The sequence below is a fragment of the Streptomyces sp. NPDC050315 genome (assembly GCF_040655775.1).
Lineage (GTDB): Bacteria > Actinomycetota > Actinomycetes > Streptomycetales > Streptomycetaceae > Streptomyces.
Map to the genome: position 1 here is coordinate 797459 of NZ_JBFAKN010000004.1, position 20235 is coordinate 817693.

The following is a 20235-nucleotide window of genomic DNA, read 5'->3' on the forward strand; positions in this document are numbered from 1 at the left end:
CGTCCCCTCGTCCCCTCGTCCCCTCCTCCCCGTCCTTCGTCCCTCCGGAGCCTGATCACGATGCTGTTCTCCCGCTTCAAGAACCACCTCCCCACCGCCGACGAGGCGCTGAAGGGCCGCCCCGAGCCGGAGTTCACGGTCCCCGACCGCCACACCGTCCTCGGCAACGCCCTGCTCGGCCCGTACCCGGAGGGCCTGGAGGTCGCCGACTTCGGGCTGGGCTGCTTCTGGGGCGCCGAGCGCAAGTTCTGGCAGACCGACGGCGTATGGACGACCCTCGTCGGTTACCAGGGCGGCCACACCCCGAACCCCACGTACGAAGAGGTCTGCACCGGCCACACCGGCCACACGGAAGCGGTCCGCGTCGTCTTCGACCCCTCGAAGGTCTCCTACGCCGCCCTCCTCAAGGTCTTCTGGGAGTCCCACGACCCCACCCAGGGCTTCCGCCAGGGCAACGACGTCGGCACGCAGTACCGCTCCGCGATCTACACCCACTCCCCCGCCCAGGCCCAGGCCGCCGAGGCCTCCCGCGACGCCTACCAGAAGGTCCTCACGGCCTCCGGCCACGGCACCATCACCACCGAACTCCTCCCCGCAGGCCCCTTCTACGCCGCCGAGCCCTACCACCAGCAGTACCTCGACAAAAACCCGGCAGGTTACTGCGGCATCGGCGGCACGGGGGTGTCCTGCCCGGTGGGGGTAGCTCAGGCGGACGGCTGAGGTATCGCTTCTCCCTCACTCGTTCGAGCGGTGGACGAGCGCTCGTCGCCGATACGCTGACGCACGGGATCAATCGCGCCCATGGGAGCAGCCATGACCACCTCCGCCGCCGGGCAACCGCTCATCCCCCAGCCCCCCGCCACTGTTGCTGGACCAGGCCGCCGACCAGTCCCGGCAGGGCTCTGACCTGGCGCCGCTCCAGCGGTTCGTCGCCTAGTAGGCCGTAGCGTCGGCCCGACCTGGCGGACTGCGCCGCATGGACGCCCTCGGCGGCTGGTTCTACTTCCTGGTGGCACCGCGTGAACCGCTGATCGTCATCGTCCGAATCGTGCCGCCTTTCGACGCGCTGTAGCGTCGCCACTGGCACGTCTCTCGCACCACGGTCACCTGCCGCTATCAGTGCCGCCGCCCTCCATGTCCTGGCGGCTCGGCGCGAGCACGCCCGTTGGGCCGATCACCGCTTCGGCCGGGGTGCGGCGTTCGTGCAGGTCGTAGTAGGCCGCGCCGATTGTGTCTGCTGTGGTCGGGGAAGTTGGTGGGGCCGTCAGGGTGACTGCGGCCACGTGGATGCCCTGGGGGGTCAGTTCGGTGTGGAGGGCGCGGGCGTAGTGGTGGAGGGCGGCCATGGCCAGGCCCTCGTTGGCGTGGGAGGGGGTGGGGGTGGTCGCGGCGGGGCCGGTGGTGATCAGGAAGGTGCCGGAGCCGCGCGCGAGCATGTCCGGGAGGACCTGGCCCACGGCCGTGATCGCGCCCCGGACGTACAGGTCGAGCTGGGCGGCCGCGGAGGCGGCGGTGGTCTGGGTGGCGTGGGTGACCGGGCCGGAGGGGCCGGGGGCGTAGTCCAGTACGTCGGGCGGGCCCAGGGTCTCGGTCGCCTGCGCGAGCGCGACGGCCAGCGCGTCGCGGTCGCGGATGTCCGCGGGGAACGCGGCGGCGGGGATGCCCAGTCCGGCCAGCTCGGCGACCTGGGCGTCCAGCCGGTCCTTCGTACGGGCGACGAGCCCGACCCGGAAGCCGTGGCGCCCGAACGCGCGGGCCACCCCCATGCCCCGCCCCGGCCCGGCACCGACCATCACGAGCGTCCTGGCCACCGCTGCTCCTCTCCGCGCCGGCGGCGGGCCCGGAACTGCCGTGGCCGCGCCGGCTGATCACTTGATCACTTGTCGGGTGCGTTTCCTTGGTGTGCCCGCTCAACGCCCGGTGACACCAGGCCGTCAACGCCCGGGGTCAAGGGAGGGAAAGGAGGGAAGGGGGAAGAGAATCAGGGGGATGAGTTCTCAGGGCTTGCGGGCCACCAGGGCGTACTGGGCTATCTGCGGGGGTTCGGCGGGGCTGCCGTCCGGGGCGGGGTCCGGGCGCCAGCGGGTGCAGGAGACCAGGCCGGGCGGGAGCAGGTCCAGGCCCGCGGCGAAGCGGGCGATCTCCGCGCCGGTGCGGGCGGTGATGGGCGGGGTGGCATTCTCGTTCCAGAAGCGCATGGCCTCGGCGTTGCCCTCGCCGCCCAGTTCGAGGGTGGGGTGGGTGAGGACGAGGTGGCTGCCGGACGGTAGGGCGGCGAGCAGCCGGTCCACGGTCCGCTGTGCCTGCGTGGTGTCGACGATGAAGTTGAGGATGCCCAGGAGCATGATCGCGACGGGTCGGCCCAGGTCCAGGGTTCGGGCGGCCGCGTGCAGGATCGCGTCCGGGTCGTTCGCGTCCGCGTCGATGTAGTCGGTGGCGCCGCCCGGGACGCTGGTGAGCAGCGCGCGGGCGTGGGTGAGGACGATGGGGTCGTTGTCGACGTAGACCACGTGGGAGTCGGGCGCGACGCGCTGGGCGACCTCGTGGGTGTTGTCGGCGGTGGGCAGGCCGGTGCCGATGTCGAGGAACTGGCGGATGCCGGCCTCGCCCGCGAGGTGGCGCACGGCGCGGCCGAGGAACGCCCGGTCGGCGCGGGCCACTTCGCCGATGCTCGGGTACAGGCCGGTGATGTGATCGCCGACCTCGCGGTCGATGGCGTAGTTGTCCTTGCCGCCGAGCCAGTGGTTCCAGACCCGGGCGTTGTGTGCGACCGCGGTGTTGATCCGGGACATCGACATGTAAGTGACGTTACCAGTGGGGTAGTTGACGCCCTATGAGGAGGTGGCGGCCCTACCGCCCGCCACGATCCAGCCGGGCCCGGTCCGCGGCCGCCGCGCCCTGGTGGAGGCCCTCCGCGTCCCGTACGCCCCGCATTCGTACGGCCGTGGTCTCCGGGAAGAGCGCGCCGGTCCGTTCCTGGACCGCGAGGTCGCGGGCGGCCAGTACCGGCAGGAGGTCGGGGGCCTCCTCTGTGGCCTCGGCGGTGACGTGGTCGGCCGCGTCCAACAGCCGCTCGCGGATGCGGGACGCGTATCCGGCGAGGAAGGACTGGCGGAAGTCCTTCGTGCGGCGGGACTTGCCGCCGCGCCTGTGGTGCGTGTCCGCCGCGCGGTTCATGGCGGTGGTGGCCTGGACGAGGAGGGAGGTGTAGAGGAGTTCGGCGGCGTCCAGGTCCGGCGCGAAGCCGACGAGGGTGGTGAAGGCCGCGTCGGGCGACCAGACGGCCTGGCAGCGGTTGGCGGTGGCCACCGCGTCCAGGAGCAGCGCCTTGGCGTTCTCGTACGGGCCCTCGACGCCGATGCGCAAGGCCTCCGGGCCGTCGGCGGGCGCGGCGCCCGCGAGCAGCGCCTCGGAGACGCTGTGCCGGGCCATCAGCTCCTGGGCCTTCGCGGAGAGCGCCTCGGCCTCCTCGGGGAAGGCGGTGGACTCGGCCTTGGCGAGCAGTCCACGGATACGGCCGAGGACACGCGGCTCGGAGGCCGGGCGCGCACCCGCGTAAGCCGTACCGGTCGGGCGCGCCCCGGCGTAGGCCGTACCCGTCGCCCGCGCCCCCGGCATCGGCCCCGTCGGCGTGACGCGGGGCAGCCGGCCGAGGATGCGCAGTACCTCCAGTACGGCACAGAGCGCATCGAAGCGGGTGGTGCGGCGGCGCCGGGCCAGCGCGTCCGGGTAACCGCCGTCGTCCGGCCACCAGACCTCGGCGCCCGCCTCGCGCAGCTGGGCTGGCCAGCGCGGCGGGAGTTCCTCGGCGGGGTAGCGGCGGAGCTCGGCGGCGATGAGGTCGGCGACGAGAGCGGCGGCGAGCTCGGGCGCCGTACCCGCACGCCGTACGAGACGTACCAGGTCGGCGGGGTGCCAGCCGCCCTCCCAGCAGCCGCGCACGGTGGCGGCTGCCGCGGTCAGCAGGGCGCGGCTCACGGCCTCGGGGCCTGCCGGGTCCGCGCTCAGCGCCGAGGCTCCGGCCTCGACGGCGTCCTCGGCGGGCCGGCCGTCCGCGGCGTACCGGACGGCGCCCAGTACGCGTGCCACGGTCTCCTCGGCGCCGGCACCGGCACCGTTCCCGGCACCGCTCTCCCGGCGCCCGCCGCGCCCCTCACCTTTGTTGCCCACCGGATCACTGTACGGACGCGTACGGCGCGCCCAGAAACGGCGCCGGAAACCACAGCGACAACGGCACCGGAAACGGCAGCGGGCGGCACCCGGACACCGGTCCGGAGTGCCGCCCGCGCGGCTCGGGGAAGCCGTCAGGTCGGTGAGCTGTCAGGTCAGGTCAGGTCAGTACGCCCGGGTCACTGCAGGGCGCTGCCCGCCGTCCACTGCGACCAGTCCATGTTCCAGCCGTTCAGGCCGTTGTCGGGCTGGATGGTCTTGTCCGGGGAGTTCTTCATGACGACGACGTCACCGAGGAGGGAGTTGTTGTAGAACCACGCGCCGTCGGTCTTGTCGTCCTTGGCGCCCTTGGCGTCCTCCAGGCCGATGCAGCCGTGGCTGGTGTTGGCCTTGCCGAAGATGCCCTTGCCCCAGTAGTTGCCGTGGATGAAGGTGCCGGAGTTGGAGAGCCGCATGGCGTGCGGGACGTCGGGGATGTCGTACTCGCCCTTGCCGTCCTTCTTCTTGAAGCCGACCGTCGAGCCGTCCATACGGGTCTGCTCGAACTTCTCGGAGATCACCAGCTGACCGTTGTAGGTCGGGTTCTCCGGGCCACCGGCCGAGATCGGGATCTGCTTCACGGTCTTGCCGTCGCGCACCACGGTCATCCGGTGCGTCTTGGCGTCGACGGTGCTCACCTGGGAGCGGCCCACGTCGAAGCTGACGGTCTTGTCCTGGATGCCCTGCACGCCGGGCGAGGCCTCGACGCCGTCCAGGTCGAGGTCCATGGTGACCTTGGAGCCGGCCTTCCAGTACTCCTCCGGGCGGAAGTCCAGGCGGGTGTCGCTGAACCAGTGGCCGACGACCTTCTGGTTGCTGCTCGCCGCGACCTTGATCTTCGACTCGACGGCGGCCTTGTTCTTGACCGGCTTGTCGAAGTTCAGCGATACCGGCATGCCCACGCCGACGGTCGAGCCGTCCTCAGGCGTGAAGTTGCCGATGAAGCTGTTGCTGGGCGAGACGGTGCTGAACGTGGAGTGCTCGACCGCCGTGCGGCCCTTGGAGTCCTCGGCGTGCGCGGTGATCCGGTACTGCGTGGAGCGCTTCAGCGGGGACTGCGGCTTCCAGGACTTGCCGTCGGGCGCGATCGTGCCGGTCACCTGCTCCTTGGTCTCCACGGAGGTCATGGTGACGTCGGTCAGCTTGCCCTGCGTGACGCTGACCTTGGTGTCGTTGTTGATGCCCGCGTCGTCCGTGCCGCTCTTCGGAGCGATCTTGATCTGGGCGTCCGAGGCGTCCTTGGCGGCCGCCCGGTCGACCTGTTCCTGTTTCTCGTGCTGCTGGGGAGGCCCCGAGCCGCCGCTGTCGCCGCTCGCCTTGTCGGCACCGCCGCCGCAGGCCGCGAGCGTCAGCGCCCCGCCCAGCAGAGCGGCGGTGGCTATGAAGCCCCTGCGGCGCTTGCTGTCCGTCATCAGTCACTACTCCATTGCTACTGAACCTGAAGGTTCCCCGAGCCCGACTGGGCGCACTTCGCCCCAGTCACTCCCATGATGAACACCTGTTCCCCATTTCCCGTTCCATTCGCCCGGAAAGTGTGGGAAAGGACACCGCCGGTACGGGCGTGCGGACGGCCGCCCGTACCGGCCCTTCAGGCCGTGGCGCAGGGCCTCAGCAGGACCTCAGACGAGTTCTTCGTCGTCCCCCGCGTCCCCGAGGTCCCACTCCTCGGCCTCGGGGTCGTAGTCGGTCTCCTCGCTGGTCCAGGACGCCTGGGTGAGTTCGACGCCGGGTACGTCGTTGACGAGGTCGAAGGGGTCGACGAGGTGCGCGACGGCCTCGGCCGGCTCCGCCTGGACCGCTTGCCGCGCGTAGCTGCGCTCCTGATCGGAGAGGTGGTCCTCGTCGCTGATCCCGTCGAGGGCCGCGCCGGTCAGCAGGTCGGGATCCGTGATCTCCATGACCAGGTCGACGCGCAGGCGGACAAACCGTGATGTGTCACCGTTGCTCATGCCACGGAGCGTAAGCACGTAGGGCCCCTGGCTTCCCCGCGACCCGCGGCTGTTACTAACATCTGGGTAACGGCCAACCGCCGAGCCGTGAAGGGGGATCGTTCCGTGACCGCACGCCGACCACTGGTGACTGCCGCTGCGGCCGGTTCGGTGCTGATCGCGCTCTGTTTCGTGCCGTCGGCGAACGCCACGGCCGAGCACGAGGAGGGGACGCGGCACTCCGCCGCCCCGGCCGTGGGCCAGGACGTACGGGCCGGTACGGACGCGACCGCGGGGGCCGGTCAGCAGGGGCGCGTCGCCCCCGGTACGCAGGTCGCCGCCGGTACGGACGGCACGCAGGGCACCGGCGAGGTCCGGCTCGCCGACTCCGGCTCCCTCGACACCACGCCGTACGCCGTCGGCGGCACGGCCTTCCTCGGCGTCGGGGCCGCCCTGGTCACCCTCGCCGTGCGCCGCTCGCGCGGCGAGACGGCCTGAAGCCCCGCGGGTCCGGGACCCACGGGGCTTCCAAGAACGGCCACCGCGCCTTACAGGCGATTCGAACGATCACATCCCCCCAGCAGGGGGTTACCCAGAGGGGACGGCGGGGAACCGCCGGCGGCGGGCGTCAGGCCAGCTTCCCCGTGACCGACTCCACGGCCGCGACCAGCTTGCCGCTGCGTACGACGTCGTACGCCGCCGCCAGGTCGGGGGCGAGGAAACGGTCCTCCCCCGGGCCCTGCACGCCCTCGGCCCGTACGGCGTCCAGCACCGCGCGGGTGGCGGGCGACGGGGTCGCCCCTTCGCGCATCTCCACCGCGCGCGTCGCCGCGTACATCTCGACGGCGACCACCCGGGTCAGGTTGTCGATCGCGGTCCGCAGCTTGCGCGCCGCCGACCAGCCCATCGAGACGTGGTCCTCCTGCATGGCGGAGGACGGGATGGAGTCCACCGAGGCCGGGGCCGCGAGCCGCTTCATCTCGCTGACCAGCGCGGCCTGCGTGTACTGGGCGATCATCAGGCCGGAGTCCACGCCCGGGTCGCCGGCCAGGAAGGCGGGCAGGCCGTGGCTGCGGTTCTTGTCGAGCAGCCGGTCGGTGCGGCGCTCGGCGACCGAGCCGAGGTCGGCGGCGGCGATGGCGAGGAAGTCCAGGACGTACGCGACCGGGGCGCCGTGGAAGTTGCCGTTGGACTCCACCCGGCCGTCCTCCAGGACGACGGGGTTGTCCACGGCGGCGGCCAGCTCGCGCTCGGCGACCAGGCGGGCGTGCGCGAGGGTGTCCCGGCCCGCGCCCGCGACCTGCGGGGCGCAGCGCACGGAGTAGGCGTCCTGGACGCGGGGCGCGTCGTCCTGGTGGTGGCCGGTGAGGCCGGAGCCGGCGAGCACCTTGAGCATGTTGGCGGCCGAGGCGGCCTGGCCCGGATGCGGGCGGATGGCGTGCAGCTCGGGCGCGAGGACCTTGTCCGTACCGAGCAGCGCCTCCAGGGAGAGCGCGGCGGTGATGTCGGCGGAGGTGAAGAGGCGGGCGAGGTCGGCGCAGGCCATCACGAGCATGCCGAGCATGCCGTCGGTGCCGTTGAGGAGGGCCAGGCCCTCCTTCTCGCGCAGCTCGACGGGCTCGATGCCGTGGGCCGCCAGCAGCTCGCCGGAGGGCCGTACGACGCCGTCGGGGCCCTCGGCCTCGCCCTCGCCCATCAGGGTCAGGGCGCAGTGCGAGAGCGGCGCGAGGTCGCCGGAGCAGCCGAGCGAGCCGTACTCGTGGACGACGGGGGTGATGCCCGCGTTCAGCAGCTCCGCCATCGTGTCGACAACGAGGGGGCGGACGCCCGTACGGCCGGAGGCAAGGGTCTTCAGGCGCAGGAACATCAGCGCGCGGACCACCTCGCGCTCCACGCGCGGGCCCATGCCGGCCGCGTGCGAGCGGACGATGTTGCGCTGCAGCTGGGCGCGGAGCTCGGGGCTGATGTGCCGGACGGCGAGCGCGCCGAAGCCGGTGGAGACGCCGTAGACCGGGTCCGGCTTGGCGGCGAGGTCGTCGATGAAGGCGCGGGAGGCGGCGACGGCCGCGCGGGCGTCGGCGGAAACCTCGATCCGGGCGGCGCCACGGGCCACGTCGATGACGTCCTGAGCGGTCGTGCCGGTCGTCCCCAGCACCACGGTGTGCATATCCATATTCAGGCACCCTAGAGAGTGAAAGCACAGATGTCATCAGCGGGGTGCGGCTGCACCCCTTACCTCGCAGAACGCACGAGTTCAGCGGCGGAACCGGCGGCGCTCCCCGTGCGGCGCCGGGCCGCGGTCCGGCGCATCGGCCATCCGCACGACCGGGTCGTCCGCGCCGCCCTCCCGGCCCGCCACCACCGGCCCCGGTGCACGCGCCTCTTTGGCGCGGTACTGCGCGGCGTCCGCGAGCCGGAAGAGGCGGCGCGCCGACCGCACCTCACCGACCGGGTCACCGGTGGAGGCAACGCCGACCGCCACGCCCTCACCGAGGTCCAACGCGCCCGCGCGGCGGCACAGTTCCGACGCCACGTACACCACGTCCCCGGCCGGCGGCCCGACCGCGAGCAGGCAGAACTCATCGCCGCCGAGGCGGGCCGCGAGGGTGCCCGGCAGTATCGCGCCGCACAGCGACAGCACCGACCCGAACCGCTCCAGCAGCCGGTCGCCCGCCGCGTGCCCCTGGGTGTCGTTCACCCGCTTCAGCCCGTTGAGGTCACAGATCATCAGGCTGACGACGGTCCCCTCGGCGCGGTGCCGCTCCAGCGCCTCGTCCAGCCGCATGTCGACCGCGCGCCGGTTCGCCAGCCCGGTCAGCGCGTCGGTGAAGGCCAGCCTGCGGGCCTCGGCCAGCCGCTCGGTCTGCGCGATGCCGGCCGCCGCCACCGCCGCCAGGACCGTGGCGAAGTCCGCGTCGTCCCGGCCGAAGACCGGCGCGCCGCGCGGCCGGGCCACGTACAGCTCGCCCCAGGCCCGGCCGTGCAGCACGATCGGCGCGACCACGCAGCTGCCCCGGCCCCGGCGGCGCAGCGCGGCCACGCGCTGATGGCAGTACGAGCCCGCCTCGTGCGGCCCGTCGGCGGTCTCCACCCACGCCTCGGGCTCGCCGCCGCCCGCCCACCGCTCGTGCAGGAAGCCGACGATCTCCGGGAACTCGTGCACCGGGTAGGACTCGTCGTCCGGGTACTCCTGCTCGCCGTCGGCCAGGTCGCCGACGTTCACCAGGACCCGGAGCCGGCCGAGCTGGCGCTCCCACACGGAGACCGCGGCGAAGGAGCCGCCCAGCGCCCCGCACGCGCCGTGCGCCGCGGCACGCGCCGACTCCTTGGGGTGGTGGGCTGCGGCCATGGCCTGCGCGAGCGCCACGACGGCCCGCAGCCGGGCGGCGCATCCGTCCTCGCGCCCGCCGTCCGCGCTTCCGCCCACCGCTTCGCCCGTCACCGGCCCTCGCAATCCGTCACCGTAGGCGCGCCTTGACCTTACAGAGTAGGAAGGTTTGCCACGGTCCGCCCCTTATGGGGTTACGGACAGCTACTGGGTACGGCCGGGAGTACGGCCGGGAGTACGGCCGGGAGTACGGCTGGGGTCACTCCCCCGGCCAGTCCGGCGTCCGCTTCTCGTTGAAGGCGGCCACGCCCTCGGCCCGGTCGCCGGAGAACGCGACGCTGCGCCAGGCGCCGTCCTCCAGGTCCAGGCCGGTCCGCAGGTCCAGGCCGTGCCCCAGGCGCATGGCGCGCTTGGCGGCGCGCAGCCCGACCGGGGAGTTGCGGGCGATGCGCGCGGCCAGCTCCAGTGCCTGCGTACGGTCCTCGCCCGCGCCGACGAGCTGGTCGATCAGGCCCAACTCGGCGGCCTCGGCGGCCTCGACGCGGCGCGCGGTGAAGACCAGCTCGGCGGCGCGGGCGGCGCCCACCCGGCGCGGCAGCAGCTGCGTACCGCCGCCGCCGGGGATCACGCCGACGGAGACCTCGGGGAGGCCGACGACGGCGGTGGGGTCGGCCACGATGAGGTCGCAGGAGAGCGCCAGCTCGAAGCCGCCGCCGAGCGCGAAGCCGTGCACGGCCGCGATGGTCGGCATCGGCAGTTCCAGTACGCCGGTGTAGGCGGCGCGGGTGTACGGGCGCTGGCGCATCAGGTCGGCGTCGGTGAAGGAGTTGCGCTCCTTGAGGTCGGCGCCGACGCAGAACGCACGGTCGTGCGTGGAGGTCAGCACGGTGGTCCTTACGGACCGGTCCGCGGTGAGGGCTTCGCAGGCGGCGGTGAGGGCTCGGGCCATGTCCGTGGAGACGGCGTTCATGGCCTTGGGGCGGTCCATGGCCAGCTCGGCTACGTGGTCGCCGTGGCGGATGACTGCTACGTGCTCGCCGTATCGCTGTTCTTGCTGGTCGCCCATGGGGCCCGCCCTCCCGGTTAACGATCGCTTACATGGCGATCGTAACCGGGTGGGGGGAGAGTGCCCCGGACCCGCCCCTTCCCGAAACCGGGGGCGCTGCCCCCGGACCCCCGGTCCTCAAACGCCGGACGGGCCTGATTTGCCTCAAGGGCTTGATTTGGGCGGACGCCGCGTCAGTAGCCACGGCTCCACGACTCCCAGGCCGCGGACCGGGCGTTGCCACATGGGCTGGAGGGCGAAGCGGTACTTGGGGACCGGGCCGTCGGCCTCCTTTTCCGCCGCTGCGGCCTCGGCCTCGGAGACCGGGGCCTCGCCGGTGCGGCTCAGCTCCTCGGCGAACGCCTCGTCGACCAGGACGGTGTCCTTCGGTGCTATGGAGGTGAGTCGGCTGGCCAGATTCACCGTGGTACCGAAGACATCGCCCATGCGGGTCGTGACCGTGCCGAAGGCGATGCCCACCCGCAGCTCGGGCATGGTCTCGTCATTGGCCATGGTCTCGATGAGGCGCAGCCCGATCTCGGCGGCGGTGCCCGCGTCGTCCGCGGAGTACAGCACCTCGTCGCCCAGGGTCTTGATGAGCCGGCCGCCGTGCGCGGCGACCAGGTCGGCGGCCGTGGTCTCGAACGCCTCGACCAGCTCGCCCAGTTCCTCCTCCTCCAGGCGGCGGGTGAGGCGGGTGAAGCCGACCAGGTCGGCGAAGCCGACGCAGAGCCGCCGGTCGACCATCTCGGCGTCGTCCTGGGCCTGGACGACGCGGCCCGTGGCGGCGGCCAGCTGCCGGCGCCAGACGTAGACCAGGAACTCCTCCAGCTCGGGCAGGAGCAGCTCGACCAGGGGATACGTGATCTCCGTACGGGTCAGGCCCGAGTCCTGCGGCTCGGTCAGGCCCTCCAGGAAGGAGTCGATCTGCCAGTCGGCGAGGCGGGCGGTGGTCTGGCCCGTGGAGCGGGCCACCTGGACCGCCATCGCCTCGCTGAGCAGTCCGGCCTCCACCAGGCCCGAGAGCCGGCGCAGGGCGAGGACGTCCGCCTCGGTGAGCGCCTTGACCTGGCCGATGTCGGCGAAGCCCATGGCCCGCCAGAAACGGGAGGCCAGGTCCATCGAGACGCCGGCGCTGCGGGCCGCCTGGAACGGCGTGTAGCGCCGCTCGGAGCCGAGGATCAGCTGTTCCAGGCGGAGGGCGATGGTGTCGTCGCCGGACTCCCCGTCGGAGCCGTCGTCGGCGGTGTCGGCGGCACGCCGGACCGCTTCCGCTTCGCGCGGTGCTGCGCCCGAGTCGTCGAGGGTCACCGCGCCCTCCTCTTCCGATCCCTGCGCACTGCCCTTCCGATCACTGTTCGCCCGCGGCCCGCTGCCGGGCCGATCGCGTCAACGATACGGCAGGTGTGCTCTGGCTCACTCTCACATTCCACACATAACGCATCATTCGCAGGTGTGGAATGTCGTCAAGAACCACTTGCCGTCTCCCGTCACCTCATTCCGCGGCGGCCCCGCGCGGTCAACCCTCGTCCGCGGCCGGCCGCAGGTGGACGATGTCGCCCGCCGCGACCGGCAGCTGCACACCGTCGGCGGTGGCCAGAACCAGCCGCCCGTCGCCGTCCAGCGCCACCGCCTCGCCGCGGATCTCCCGGTCGCCGGGGAGCAGCGCGCGGACCGTGCGGCCGAGCGTCGCGCAGCCCGCCGCGTACGCCTCCTGCAGCCCGCTGGCCGCCGGGTCGCCGCCGGCCGCCTCCCAGTCGCCGTACCACTTCTCCAGCGAGCGCAGTACGGCGCGCAGCAGCGGGTCGCGGTCGGTGCCCTGGGCGCCGGCCAGGAGGAGCGACCCGGCGGTGGGCACCGGGAGCTCGTCGGCGCGCAGCGAAACGTTCAGCCCGATGCCGAGGACGACACCGCCGGCGGCCGCCTCTGCGAGGATGCCGCCGCCCTTGCGCTCCTCCCCGTCCACGGTGAGGAGGAGGTCGTTGGGCCACTTCAGCGCGGTGTCCACGCCGGCCGCGCGGGAGAGCGCGGTGGCGGTGGCGACGCCGGCCAGCAGCGGCAGCCAGCCCCACCGGTCCGTGGGCACCTCGGGCTTGAGGTGGACGGAGAAGAAGAGCCCGGAGCGGGGCGGCGCCGACCACTTGCGGTCCAGCCGGCCGCGGGCGGCCGACTGCTCCTCCGCGACGAGCACGCTGCCCGCCGCCGCCTCGCCCTTGGCCGCGCGGGTCGCCAGGTCGGTGTTGGTGGAGCCGGTGACCTGGACCACGTCCAGGGAGGTCCACAGGGAGCCGTCGCGGACGAGGGCCTTGCGCAGTGCCGTCTCGTTCAGCGGGGGACGGTCGAGGTCGGCCCACCGGCCGCCCCGGTCTTTGTCTGAGTTTTCGGGGTTTACGGGAGGTTGAGGCGTCATGCTGCCCACCCTAAGAGGCTCCGGGGGGCCGGAGTGTGGCCAACGACGCAGTGCCGCTGAGCAGTGCCGCCGATACGCTACGAATCGGTAGCCAACCCCTGAGCGAAGAGCCCCCCGTACGAGCACCAGTCCAGGACGAGCAGGAGCCGCATCCCGATGTCCGAGCCGGAAGCACTCTCGTTTGACAATTCAGCCAGCCACACCACCGCGGGCAAGCTGGCGGATCTTCAGCGACGTATCGAAGAAGCCACCCATGCCGGTTCCGCGCGCGCCGTGGAAAAGCAGCATGCCAAGGGCAAGTTGACCGCCCGTGAGCGGATCGACCTGCTGCTGGACGAGGGTTCCTTCGTCGAACTCGACGAGTTCGCGCGGCACCGCTCGACGGACTTCGGCATGGCGGAGAACCGCCCCTACGGCGATGGCGTGGTGACCGGTTACGGCACCGTCGACGGCCGTCCCGTCGCGGTGTTCAGCCAGGACTTCACCGTCTTCGGCGGCGCGCTGGGCGGCGTGTTCGGCGAGAAGATCGTCAAGGTGATGGACTTCGCGCTGAAGAACGGCTGCCCGGTCATCGGCATCAACGACTCCGGCGGCGCGCGCATCCAGGAGGGCGTGGTCTCGCTCGGCGCGTACGGCGAGATCTTCCGCCGCAACACCCATGCGTCGGGCGTGATCCCGCAGATCAGCCTGATCGTCGGCCCGTGCGCGGGCGGTGCGGTGTACTCCCCGGCCATCACCGACTTCACGGTCATGGTCGACCAGACCTCGCACATGTTCATCACCGGACCGGACGTCATCAAGACCGTCACCGGCGAGGACGTGGGCTTCGAGGAGCTGGGCGGCGCCCGCACCCACAACGCCACCTCCGGCGTCGCGCACCACATGGCGGGGGACGAGAAGGACGCCGTCGAGTACATCAAGGCGCTGCTGTCCTACCTGCCCTCCAACAACCTCTCCGAGCCGCCCTCCTTCCCCGAGGAAGCGGACCTGGAGACCAGCGACCACGACCGCGAGCTGGACGTCCTCATCCCGGACTCGGCGAACCAGCCGTACGACATGCTCAGCGTCATCGAGCACGTGCTGGACGACGGGGAGTTCCTGGAGGTCCAAGCGCTGTACGCGCCCAACATGGTCACCGGCTACGGCCGCGTGGAGGGCCACTCGGTGGGCATCGTCGCCAACCAGCCGATGCAGTTCGCCGGCACCCTGGACATCAAGGCGTCCGAGAAGGCCGCGCGCTTCGTGCGCACCTGCGACGCCTACAACATCCCGGTCCTCACCTTCGTGGACGTGCCCGGCTTCCTGCCCGGCACCGACCAGGAGTGGGACGGCATCATCCGCCGCGGCGCCAAGCTGATCTACGCGTACGCCGAGGCCACCGTCCCGCTGATCACGGTCATCACGCGGAAGGCGTTCGGCGGCGCGTACGACGTCATGGGCTCCAAGCACTTGGGCGCCGACCTCAACCTGGCCTGGCCCACCGCCCAGATCGCGGTCATGGGCGCGCAGGGCGCGGTCAACATCCTGCACCGCCGCACCCTCGCCGCCATCGAGGACCCGGCCGAGCAGGAGGCCAAGCGCCAGGAGCTGATCGCGGAGTACGAGGACACCCTCCTCAACCCCTACGCGGCGGCCGAGCGCGGCTACGTGGACGCGGTGATCATGCCGTCCGAGACCCGCCGGCACATCGTCCGCGGCCTGCGCACGCTGCGCAACAAGCGCGAGCAGCTGCCCCCGAAGAAGCACGGCAACATCCCGCTGTAGGACGCGACGTACCGACGGTTGTAAGGAGGCTGACGGTGATCAAGGTCGTACGGGGCAACCCGACACCCGAGGAGCTGGCCGCCGCAGTCGCGGTGGTGCAAGCCCGCGCGGCGGCCGCCGCTGCCGCCGCGCCCGGCGGCCGGGACCAGGGCGAGGAGTGGTCCGACCCGGCGTCCCTCGTACCGCGACGGATTCCGCATCCGGGCCCGCGCGCCTGGCGTACCAGCTTCTGGCCGCGCTGACCCGGCAACGTCGCGGTGGCGCCTGAGTACGCGTACTCAGGCGCCACCGCGACGAGAGGCGCACGATCGGAAGCATGCTGTGGTCCGATCCGTCCGACGATCCCTCCGAGGAGCTGCGCCAGGCCGAGGCCATGCTCCGTCGGGCCGGCATCGTGCTGGCGGTGGCCGCGGTGCTTTTACTGCTGCTGCTCGGCCTGTCGGGCTGAGCGCCTTTATGACGCAGGCTCGGAGCCGGCCGCGCCGCGTGCCGGCTCGACCGTGCCGCTGACCTCGCCGAATCCGATCCGTACGCCGTCCCGGCCCGGGGCTGTGGCGCGCAGGGTGACCGTGTCGCCGTCGGCGAGGAAGGCGCGCGTGGAGCCGTCGGCGAGCTTGACCGGTTCGGTGCCGTTCCAGGCCAGTTCGAGGAACGAGCCGCGCTGGTCGGGGTCCGGGCCCGAGACCGTGCCGGAGGCGTAGAAGTCGCCGGTGCGCAGGCTCGCGCCGTTGACGGTCATATGGGCGAGCATCTGCGCTGCCGTCCAGTACATGGTGCGGAACGGCGGCCGGGAGACCACCTCGCCGTTGCACGCCACCTCGATCGCCAGGTCCAGGCCCCAGGGCTCGTCCGTCCGCAGGTACGGCAGCGGCTCCGGGTCCTGCGCCGGCGGCGCCACCCGCGCCGCCTCCAGTGCCTCCAGCGGGACCACCCACGGGGACACCGAGGTCGCGAAGGACTTGCCGAGGAACGGGCCGAGCGGCACGTACTCCCACGCCTGGATGTCGCGCGCGCTCCAGTCGTTGACCAGGACGACGCCGAAGACATGGTCGGCGAAGTCCGCTGTGGACACCGGGCTGCCCAGCTCCGACGGCGTACCCACCACGAAGCCGACCTCGGCCTCGATGTCCAGCCGGACCGACGGGCCGAAGCCGGGCGCCTCGGCGTCGGGGGCCTTGCGCTGGCCGCACGGCCGCACGATGGGGGTGCCGGAGGGGACGACGGTGCCCGCGCGGCCGTGGTAACCGATGGGCAGGTGCTTCCAGTTCGGGGTGAGCGGCGGCTGCGTGGGGCGGAAGACCTTGCCCACGTTCGACGCGTGGTGCTCGGAAGCGTAGAAGTCGACGTAGTCGGCGACCTCGAACGGCAGGTGCAGGGTCACCTCGGCGCGCGGGATCAGGTGCGGCTCGACGGCCGCGCGGTAGGACTCGTCGGAGAGCAGCACGGTCAGCCGGGCCCGCACCGCGCGCCAGGCGTCCCGGCCGCGCGCCATGAAGGGGTTCAGGCTCGGGGCCGCGAAGTCCTCCGCGTGCGGCAGCCCGGCGTCCGTGCCGAGCTGCGCCAGGTCCAGGACGTACTCGCCGATCGCCACACCGGCCCGCGGCGGCTCCCCCGCGCGGGAGAAGATCCCGTACGGCAGGTTCTGCACGGGGAAGTCGGAGTGCTCCGGTACGGGCACCCAGGATCGGGTCGTCATGCGTCCAGCTCCCTGTCGGTGGGGGTCTTCGGATGCGCGCGGGAGCCGGTCAGGCCCAGCGCCCGCAGGTCTTCCAGCGGTTCGCTCGTACTGCACGAGCCGTACCCGGTGAACACCGCGCGGGTACGCGTGGCGAGGGCCGGGGTCACCGCGCGGGCCTCGGCGGCCAGCGCGACCGGATCGGTGGACCGCAGCACGGCCTCGACGCCGTCGGGCGCGGCGCCGTCCGCCGCCCGGCAGACCGCCAGCAGCAGGTTGAGGAACCCGTGGTGGGTGAAGCCGGTGCGCGTGTCGCGGTACCGCACGGCGTGGTGCAGCCCGGCGGTGGCCTTGAAGGGCAGCCCGCGCCGCACGCACGCGGACACGAACACCGCCAGGTGCTCGGTCGCGGGGAACAGCTCGGCGCGGACGCCGCCGCAGCGGACCTTGGCGGCGAGCCCGGCGGTGGCCAGCTCGTCGAGGGCGGCCTCCCACCCGTCCGTGAGCGGGATCTCGACGTACTGGGGGAAGCCGGGCGGCGGCCCGTACGGCAGGTTCTTCAGGGCGTCGGCGGCCTTCCGGACGGACGTTACGAGGTCGGGTGCTGCCGGGGGCGGGCCCTCCAGGGCGACCAGCCGCAGCCGGCCGTCGGCGGCGATCAGGCGGTGCGCGTCGACCAGCGCGCCCCACTCCAGCGGGCTGATCAGCCCCACCCGGAAGCGGTCGGCGTCGTCCAGCGCCGCCGACAGCTCCGGCAGCCGCTCGGCCGGGCACAGGAACCGGTGGCTGAGCCGCGGATCACCGGCCGCCTCGTCGGCCCGGTGCCGGGCGACCGCCGCGGCCATCTCCAGCTGCTCGGGCGGGAAGAGCCCGGCATCGTCCACGAGCCGTTCGTACAACGCGGGTACGGTCATCGCTCACGCCTCCTGAGGTCCGTGGCCGGGGCCGTGGCCACCTGCCCACGTCCAGGCATACCCCTCGTCCTCGCAGGCGGTACCACCCTCGCCGAGTCCGAGCGGCCGGAAAGTGTCGACCATGACGGCCAGTTCGTCGAAGAACTCCGCGCCGATGCTGCGTTCATAGGCGCCGGGCTGCGGGCCGTGCGCGTGCCCGCCCGGGTGCAGCGACACCGAGCCCTGCCCGATACCGGAGCCCTTGCGCGCCTCGTAGTCGCCGCCGCAGTAGAACATGACCTCGTCGGAGTCGACGTTGGAGTGGTAGTACGGCACGGGAATCGACAGCGGGTGGTAGTCGACCTTCCGCGGCACGAAGTTGCAGATCACGAAGTTGTGCCCCTCGAAGACCTGGTGGACGGGCGGCGGCTGGTGCACCCGCCCCGTCAGCGGCTCGAAGTCGTGGATGCTGAAGGCGTACGGGTACAGACAGCCGTCCCAGCCCACCACATCGAAGGGGTGGGTGGGGTAGGTCAGTACGGAACCGGCCAGGCCGCCGGGCCCCGGCCCGCGGTGCTTCACCAGGACATCGACCGGTCCACCGTCCACGGCCGGCGGATCACCCGGCCCCCGCAGATCCCGTTCGCAGTACGGGGCGTGCTCCAGCAGCTGCCCGTAGCGGGACAGATAGCGGCTCGGCGGGGCGATATGGCTGTTCGCCTCGATGCAGTACGCGCGCAGCGGAGCGTCCCCGGTGGGCACCCAGCGGTGGGTGGTGGCGCGCGGGATGACGAGGTAGTCGCCGGGCCCCGCGTCCAGCACGCCGAAGACGGTCTCCAGCCGGGCCGTGCCGCTCTCCACGTACACGCACTCGTCGCCGACGCCGTTGCGGTACAGCGGCGAGGCCGCGCCCGCCACGACATAGCCGATCCGTACGTCCTCGTTGCCGAGCACCAGGCGGCGCCCGGTGACCGCGTCCGTGGCGGCCGGGTCGGCGGCCGCGAAGAGCGCGGGCAGCTTCAGGTGCCGGGGCTTGAGGGGATGGTTGGCGACGGTGGTGAGGTCGGGCAGCTCCCAGGGGCGGCTGTCGGTGATCGCCGAGGGGATCGCCCGGTGGTAGAGCAGCGAGGAGTCCGAGGAGAAGCCCTCCTCGCCCATCAGCTCCTCGTAGTACAGGCCGCCGTCGGGGCCGCGGTGCTGGGTGTGGCGCTTGGCCGGGACGTCGCCGGCGCGGCGGTAGTACGGCATGGGGTCGAGCGCCCCCTCCTCGCGCCCATGGCGGCGCGTACGAATAACGGACACCACTCACTGATATTCGAACGCCCCTGACTGTGGCCGCAGCCCGAACGCCTGTCAATGGCCCAACGGCCGCCGGCGGGCCTCGGCCGGCAAGGAAGACCGACGCGGAAAAATCGGGAACTCACCCTCGGCCTACGATGACCCGCATGACCGAACAGCGCCGCCGCCTCGTGCTCGCCTCCCAGTCCCCCGCCCGCCTCGGCCTGCTGCGCCAGGCCGGCCTGGCCCCCGAGGTCATCGTCAGCGGCGTCGACGAGGACGCGCTCACCGCCGACACCCCGGGCGAGCTGGCCCGCGTACTGGCCGAGGCCAAGGCCGACGTCGTGGCCCGCCGCACGGAGGCCGCCGGCGCGCTGGTCGTCGGCTGCGACTCCGTACTGGAACTGGACGGGCGCGCGCTGGGCAAGCCGGCCGACGCCGAGGACGCCACCGCGCGCTGGAAGTCGATGCGCGGCCGGTCCGGCGTGCTGCAGACCGGGCACTGCGTCATCGACACGGAGAGCGGCCGCCGCGTCTCGGCGACCGCCGGCACCACGGTCCGCTTCGGCGAGCCGTCCGACGCGGAGATCGCCGCCTACGTGGCGAGCGGCGAACCGCTGTACGTCGCGGGCGCCTTCACCCTCGACGGCCGCTCGGCCCCCTTCATCGACGGCATCGACGGCGACCCGGGCAACGTCATCGGCCTCTCCCTGCCGCTGCTCCGCCGCCTGCTGGCGGAGGTGGGGGTGGAGATCACGGAGCTGTGGGCGTAGCGGCCGGTTCCGGACCCTCGGCCGGCTCGGCGGTCCCGGCCGCCGGGGCGTACGCCAACAGGGTGAAGATGAGCAGGCCGAGGACGACCATGGCGCCGGCGAAGGCGGCCCAGCCGACCAGGCCGACCGTGAACGCGCCGACCACCCCGTGGATCACCGCGCAGCTGATGAGGACGGTGCGCGCGAAGCCGCCGGGCGCGCGGTCCCGGATTGCGCAGCGCAGCGCCAGGTACGCGCAGAACAGCAGGTAGAGGCCGAAGACCAGGCCGCCGATCCAGGCCCCGGTCGACATCGCGTGGGTCTCCAGGCCCGCCATCGACATCTGCTGCTTGTCGACGAAGACGCTGAGGATCCAGTTGAGCAGCACGATCCCGGCCGCCTCCAGGACCAGTACCACCGCCGTCACCACGGCCACCGGCCTGCGTGCCGCCACCGCACCCACCCACTTCCGCTGTTGCCCGGCGCGTTTTCGCGCCCGTTACCGCCAGTACAGAAGACGAGTGCACGCTACTGCTGGGTAATAGAAGGGACAAGGGGTCTGCGGCAGGCAGCGTCCCCTGCGTCACACCCGACACCCACCCGGCAAAGTTTCGCTCCGCCATTCGTAGGGTCTCCACAAAGAATCAGCATCGTAAGGAAGTCGAGCCAACCGAGACCTTGCCCACACCAGGTCTCCGTCGTACGCCCGGGATTCCGGGCATACCCTGGGGATGCAGGGGACTTCGACGCGCGGCTCGCGTCGGACACAGGCGCCTTGTGGGGAAGCTCACCCTCAGGGGCGACTCGGCACGTGGTGTCGTCAGTCCCTAAAATCAGCTTGTTTCGAGGAGGGAGCCATCGTGCGCAAGGTGCTCATCGCCAACCGTGGCGAAATCGCTGTCCGCGTGGCCCGGGCATGCCGGGACGCCGGGATCGGGAGCGTAGCGGTCTAC

General features: G+C 72.3%; 21 protein-coding genes. 7 read left to right on the forward strand and 14 right to left on the reverse strand.

Annotated features, from left to right (window positions below):
• Nucleotides 1-60 precede the first annotated feature (60 nt).
• Nucleotides 61-720, forward strand: a complete 660-nt coding sequence (msrA, locus tag AB0I82_RS18815) for a peptide-methionine (S)-S-oxide reductase MsrA (RefSeq protein ID WP_363258358.1) — start codon at nt 61-63, stop codon at nt 718-720.
• A 383-nt stretch (nt 721-1103) separates the two neighbouring features.
• Here the strand turns inward: msrA and AB0I82_RS18820 are convergent, their stop codons facing one another.
• The 5 genes from AB0I82_RS18820 to AB0I82_RS18840 all read right to left on the reverse strand — a co-directional run bounded on the left by AB0I82_RS18820 (nt 1104) and on the right by AB0I82_RS18840 (nt 6158).
• Nucleotides 1104-1811: an SDR family NAD(P)-dependent oxidoreductase gene (locus tag AB0I82_RS18820; protein WP_363258359.1), complete on the reverse strand. Its 708-nt coding sequence runs from the start codon at nt 1809-1811 to the stop codon at nt 1104-1106.
• A 186-nt stretch (nt 1812-1997) separates the two neighbouring features.
• Nucleotides 1998-2798 carry an SAM-dependent methyltransferase gene (locus AB0I82_RS18825; RefSeq protein WP_363258360.1) on the reverse strand — a complete coding sequence of 267 codons (801 nt, stop codon included), beginning with the start codon at nt 2796-2798 and terminating at the stop codon, nt 1998-2000.
• A 52-nt stretch (nt 2799-2850) separates the two neighbouring features.
• Nucleotides 2851-4170 carry a DUF2786 domain-containing protein gene (locus AB0I82_RS18830; protein ID WP_363258362.1) on the reverse strand — a complete coding sequence of 440 codons (1320 nt, stop codon included), beginning with the start codon at nt 4168-4170 and terminating at the stop codon, nt 2851-2853.
• Nucleotides 4171-4349: 179 nt separating this feature from the next.
• Nucleotides 4350-5621, reverse strand: a complete 1272-nt coding sequence (locus AB0I82_RS18835) for an Ig-like domain-containing protein (protein WP_363258363.1) — start codon at nt 5619-5621, stop codon at nt 4350-4352.
• Between the two features lie 207 nt (nt 5622-5828).
• A complete protein-coding gene (locus AB0I82_RS18840; RefSeq protein ID WP_223733806.1) occupies nt 5829-6158 on the reverse strand; it encodes a hypothetical protein in 330 nt (109 codons plus the stop codon).
• 105 nt (nt 6159-6263) lie between these two features.
• On the opposite strand from AB0I82_RS18840, the gene AB0I82_RS18845 reads away from it, so the two are divergent.
• Nucleotides 6264-6635, forward strand: a complete 372-nt coding sequence (locus AB0I82_RS18845; RefSeq protein WP_363258364.1) for a hypothetical protein — start codon at nt 6264-6266, stop codon at nt 6633-6635.
• Between the two features lie 130 nt (nt 6636-6765).
• On the opposite strand, the gene hutH is transcribed toward AB0I82_RS18845, so the two are convergent.
• The 5 genes from hutH to AB0I82_RS18870 all read right to left on the reverse strand — a co-directional run bounded on the left by hutH (nt 6766) and on the right by AB0I82_RS18870 (nt 12920).
• Entirely contained in the window at nt 6766-8310 is a 1545-nt protein-coding gene (gene hutH / locus AB0I82_RS18850) for a histidine ammonia-lyase (protein WP_363258365.1), read from the reverse strand.
• An 81-nt stretch (nt 8311-8391) separates the two neighbouring features.
• Nucleotides 8392-9486, reverse strand: a complete 1095-nt coding sequence (locus AB0I82_RS18855; protein WP_363258429.1) for a GGDEF domain-containing protein — start codon at nt 9484-9486, stop codon at nt 8392-8394.
• Nucleotides 9487-9724: 238 nt separating this feature from the next.
• Complete coding sequence (locus AB0I82_RS18860) at nt 9725-10531, reverse strand: enoyl-CoA hydratase-related protein (protein ID WP_363258367.1); 807 nt, start codon at nt 10529-10531, stop codon at nt 9725-9727.
• A gap of 144 nt (nt 10532-10675) precedes the next feature.
• Nucleotides 10676-11821: an adenylate/guanylate cyclase domain-containing protein gene (locus AB0I82_RS18865; RefSeq protein WP_363258368.1), complete on the reverse strand. Its 1146-nt coding sequence runs from the start codon at nt 11819-11821 to the stop codon at nt 10676-10678.
• A 208-nt stretch (nt 11822-12029) separates the two neighbouring features.
• Nucleotides 12030-12920 carry a biotin--[acetyl-CoA-carboxylase] ligase gene (locus tag AB0I82_RS18870; RefSeq protein WP_363258369.1) on the reverse strand — a complete coding sequence of 297 codons (891 nt, stop codon included), beginning with the start codon at nt 12918-12920 and terminating at the stop codon, nt 12030-12032.
• A 156-nt stretch (nt 12921-13076) separates the two neighbouring features.
• Here AB0I82_RS18870 and AB0I82_RS18875 point away from each other — a divergent pair, with 156 nt between their 5' ends.
• The 3 genes from AB0I82_RS18875 (at nt 13077) to AB0I82_RS18885 (ending at nt 15132) form a co-directional block, all read left to right on the forward strand.
• Nucleotides 13077-14684, forward strand: a complete 1608-nt coding sequence (locus AB0I82_RS18875; RefSeq protein WP_363258370.1) for an acyl-CoA carboxylase subunit beta — start codon at nt 13077-13079, stop codon at nt 14682-14684.
• Between the two features lie 35 nt (nt 14685-14719).
• Nucleotides 14720-14926: an acyl-CoA carboxylase epsilon subunit gene (locus tag AB0I82_RS18880; protein WP_030265539.1), complete on the forward strand. Its 207-nt coding sequence runs from the start codon at nt 14720-14722 to the stop codon at nt 14924-14926.
• 74 nt (nt 14927-15000) lie between these two features.
• Complete coding sequence (locus AB0I82_RS18885; protein ID WP_363258371.1) at nt 15001-15132, forward strand: hypothetical protein; 132 nt, start codon at nt 15001-15003, stop codon at nt 15130-15132.
• Nucleotides 15133-15138: 6 nt separating this feature from the next.
• Here the strand turns inward: AB0I82_RS18885 and fahA are convergent, their stop codons facing one another.
• The 3 genes from fahA to AB0I82_RS18900 are packed head-to-tail and all read right to left on the reverse strand — an operon-like array spanning nt 15139 to nt 18500.
• Nucleotides 15139-16380 carry a fumarylacetoacetase gene (fahA, locus tag AB0I82_RS18890; protein ID WP_363258373.1) on the reverse strand — a complete coding sequence of 414 codons (1242 nt, stop codon included), beginning with the start codon at nt 16378-16380 and terminating at the stop codon, nt 15139-15141.
• The gene (locus tag AB0I82_RS18895; RefSeq protein WP_363258374.1) at nt 16377-17273 is read right to left on the reverse strand and encodes a hypothetical protein; all 897 of its coding nucleotides are present in this window, start codon (nt 17271-17273) and stop codon (nt 16377-16379) included. Before AB0I82_RS18895 ends, fahA begins: the two co-directional genes overlap by 4 nt.
• Nucleotides 17274-17276: 3 nt before the next feature.
• Nucleotides 17277-18500, reverse strand: coding sequence for a cupin domain-containing protein (locus AB0I82_RS18900; protein ID WP_363258430.1), 1224 nt, complete (start codon nt 18498-18500; stop codon nt 17277-17279).
• A 197-nt stretch (nt 18501-18697) separates the two neighbouring features.
• Between AB0I82_RS18900 and AB0I82_RS18905 the strand changes: the two genes are divergently transcribed.
• The gene (locus AB0I82_RS18905; RefSeq protein WP_363258375.1) at nt 18698-19303 is read left to right on the forward strand and encodes a nucleoside triphosphate pyrophosphatase; all 606 of its coding nucleotides are present in this window, start codon (nt 18698-18700) and stop codon (nt 19301-19303) included.
• On the opposite strand, the gene AB0I82_RS18910 is transcribed toward AB0I82_RS18905, so the two are convergent.
• The gene (locus AB0I82_RS18910) at nt 19284-19745 is read right to left on the reverse strand and encodes a hypothetical protein (RefSeq protein ID WP_363258376.1); all 462 of its coding nucleotides are present in this window, start codon (nt 19743-19745) and stop codon (nt 19284-19286) included. The two genes, AB0I82_RS18905 and AB0I82_RS18910, sit on opposite strands and share 20 nt — an antisense overlap.
• 397 nt (nt 19746-20142) lie before the next feature.
• On the opposite strand from AB0I82_RS18910, the gene AB0I82_RS18915 reads away from it, so the two are divergent.
• Nucleotides 20143-20235 (forward strand): biotin carboxylase N-terminal domain-containing protein (locus tag AB0I82_RS18915; RefSeq protein ID WP_351219746.1); only part of this gene is annotated, 93 nt, incomplete at its 3' end.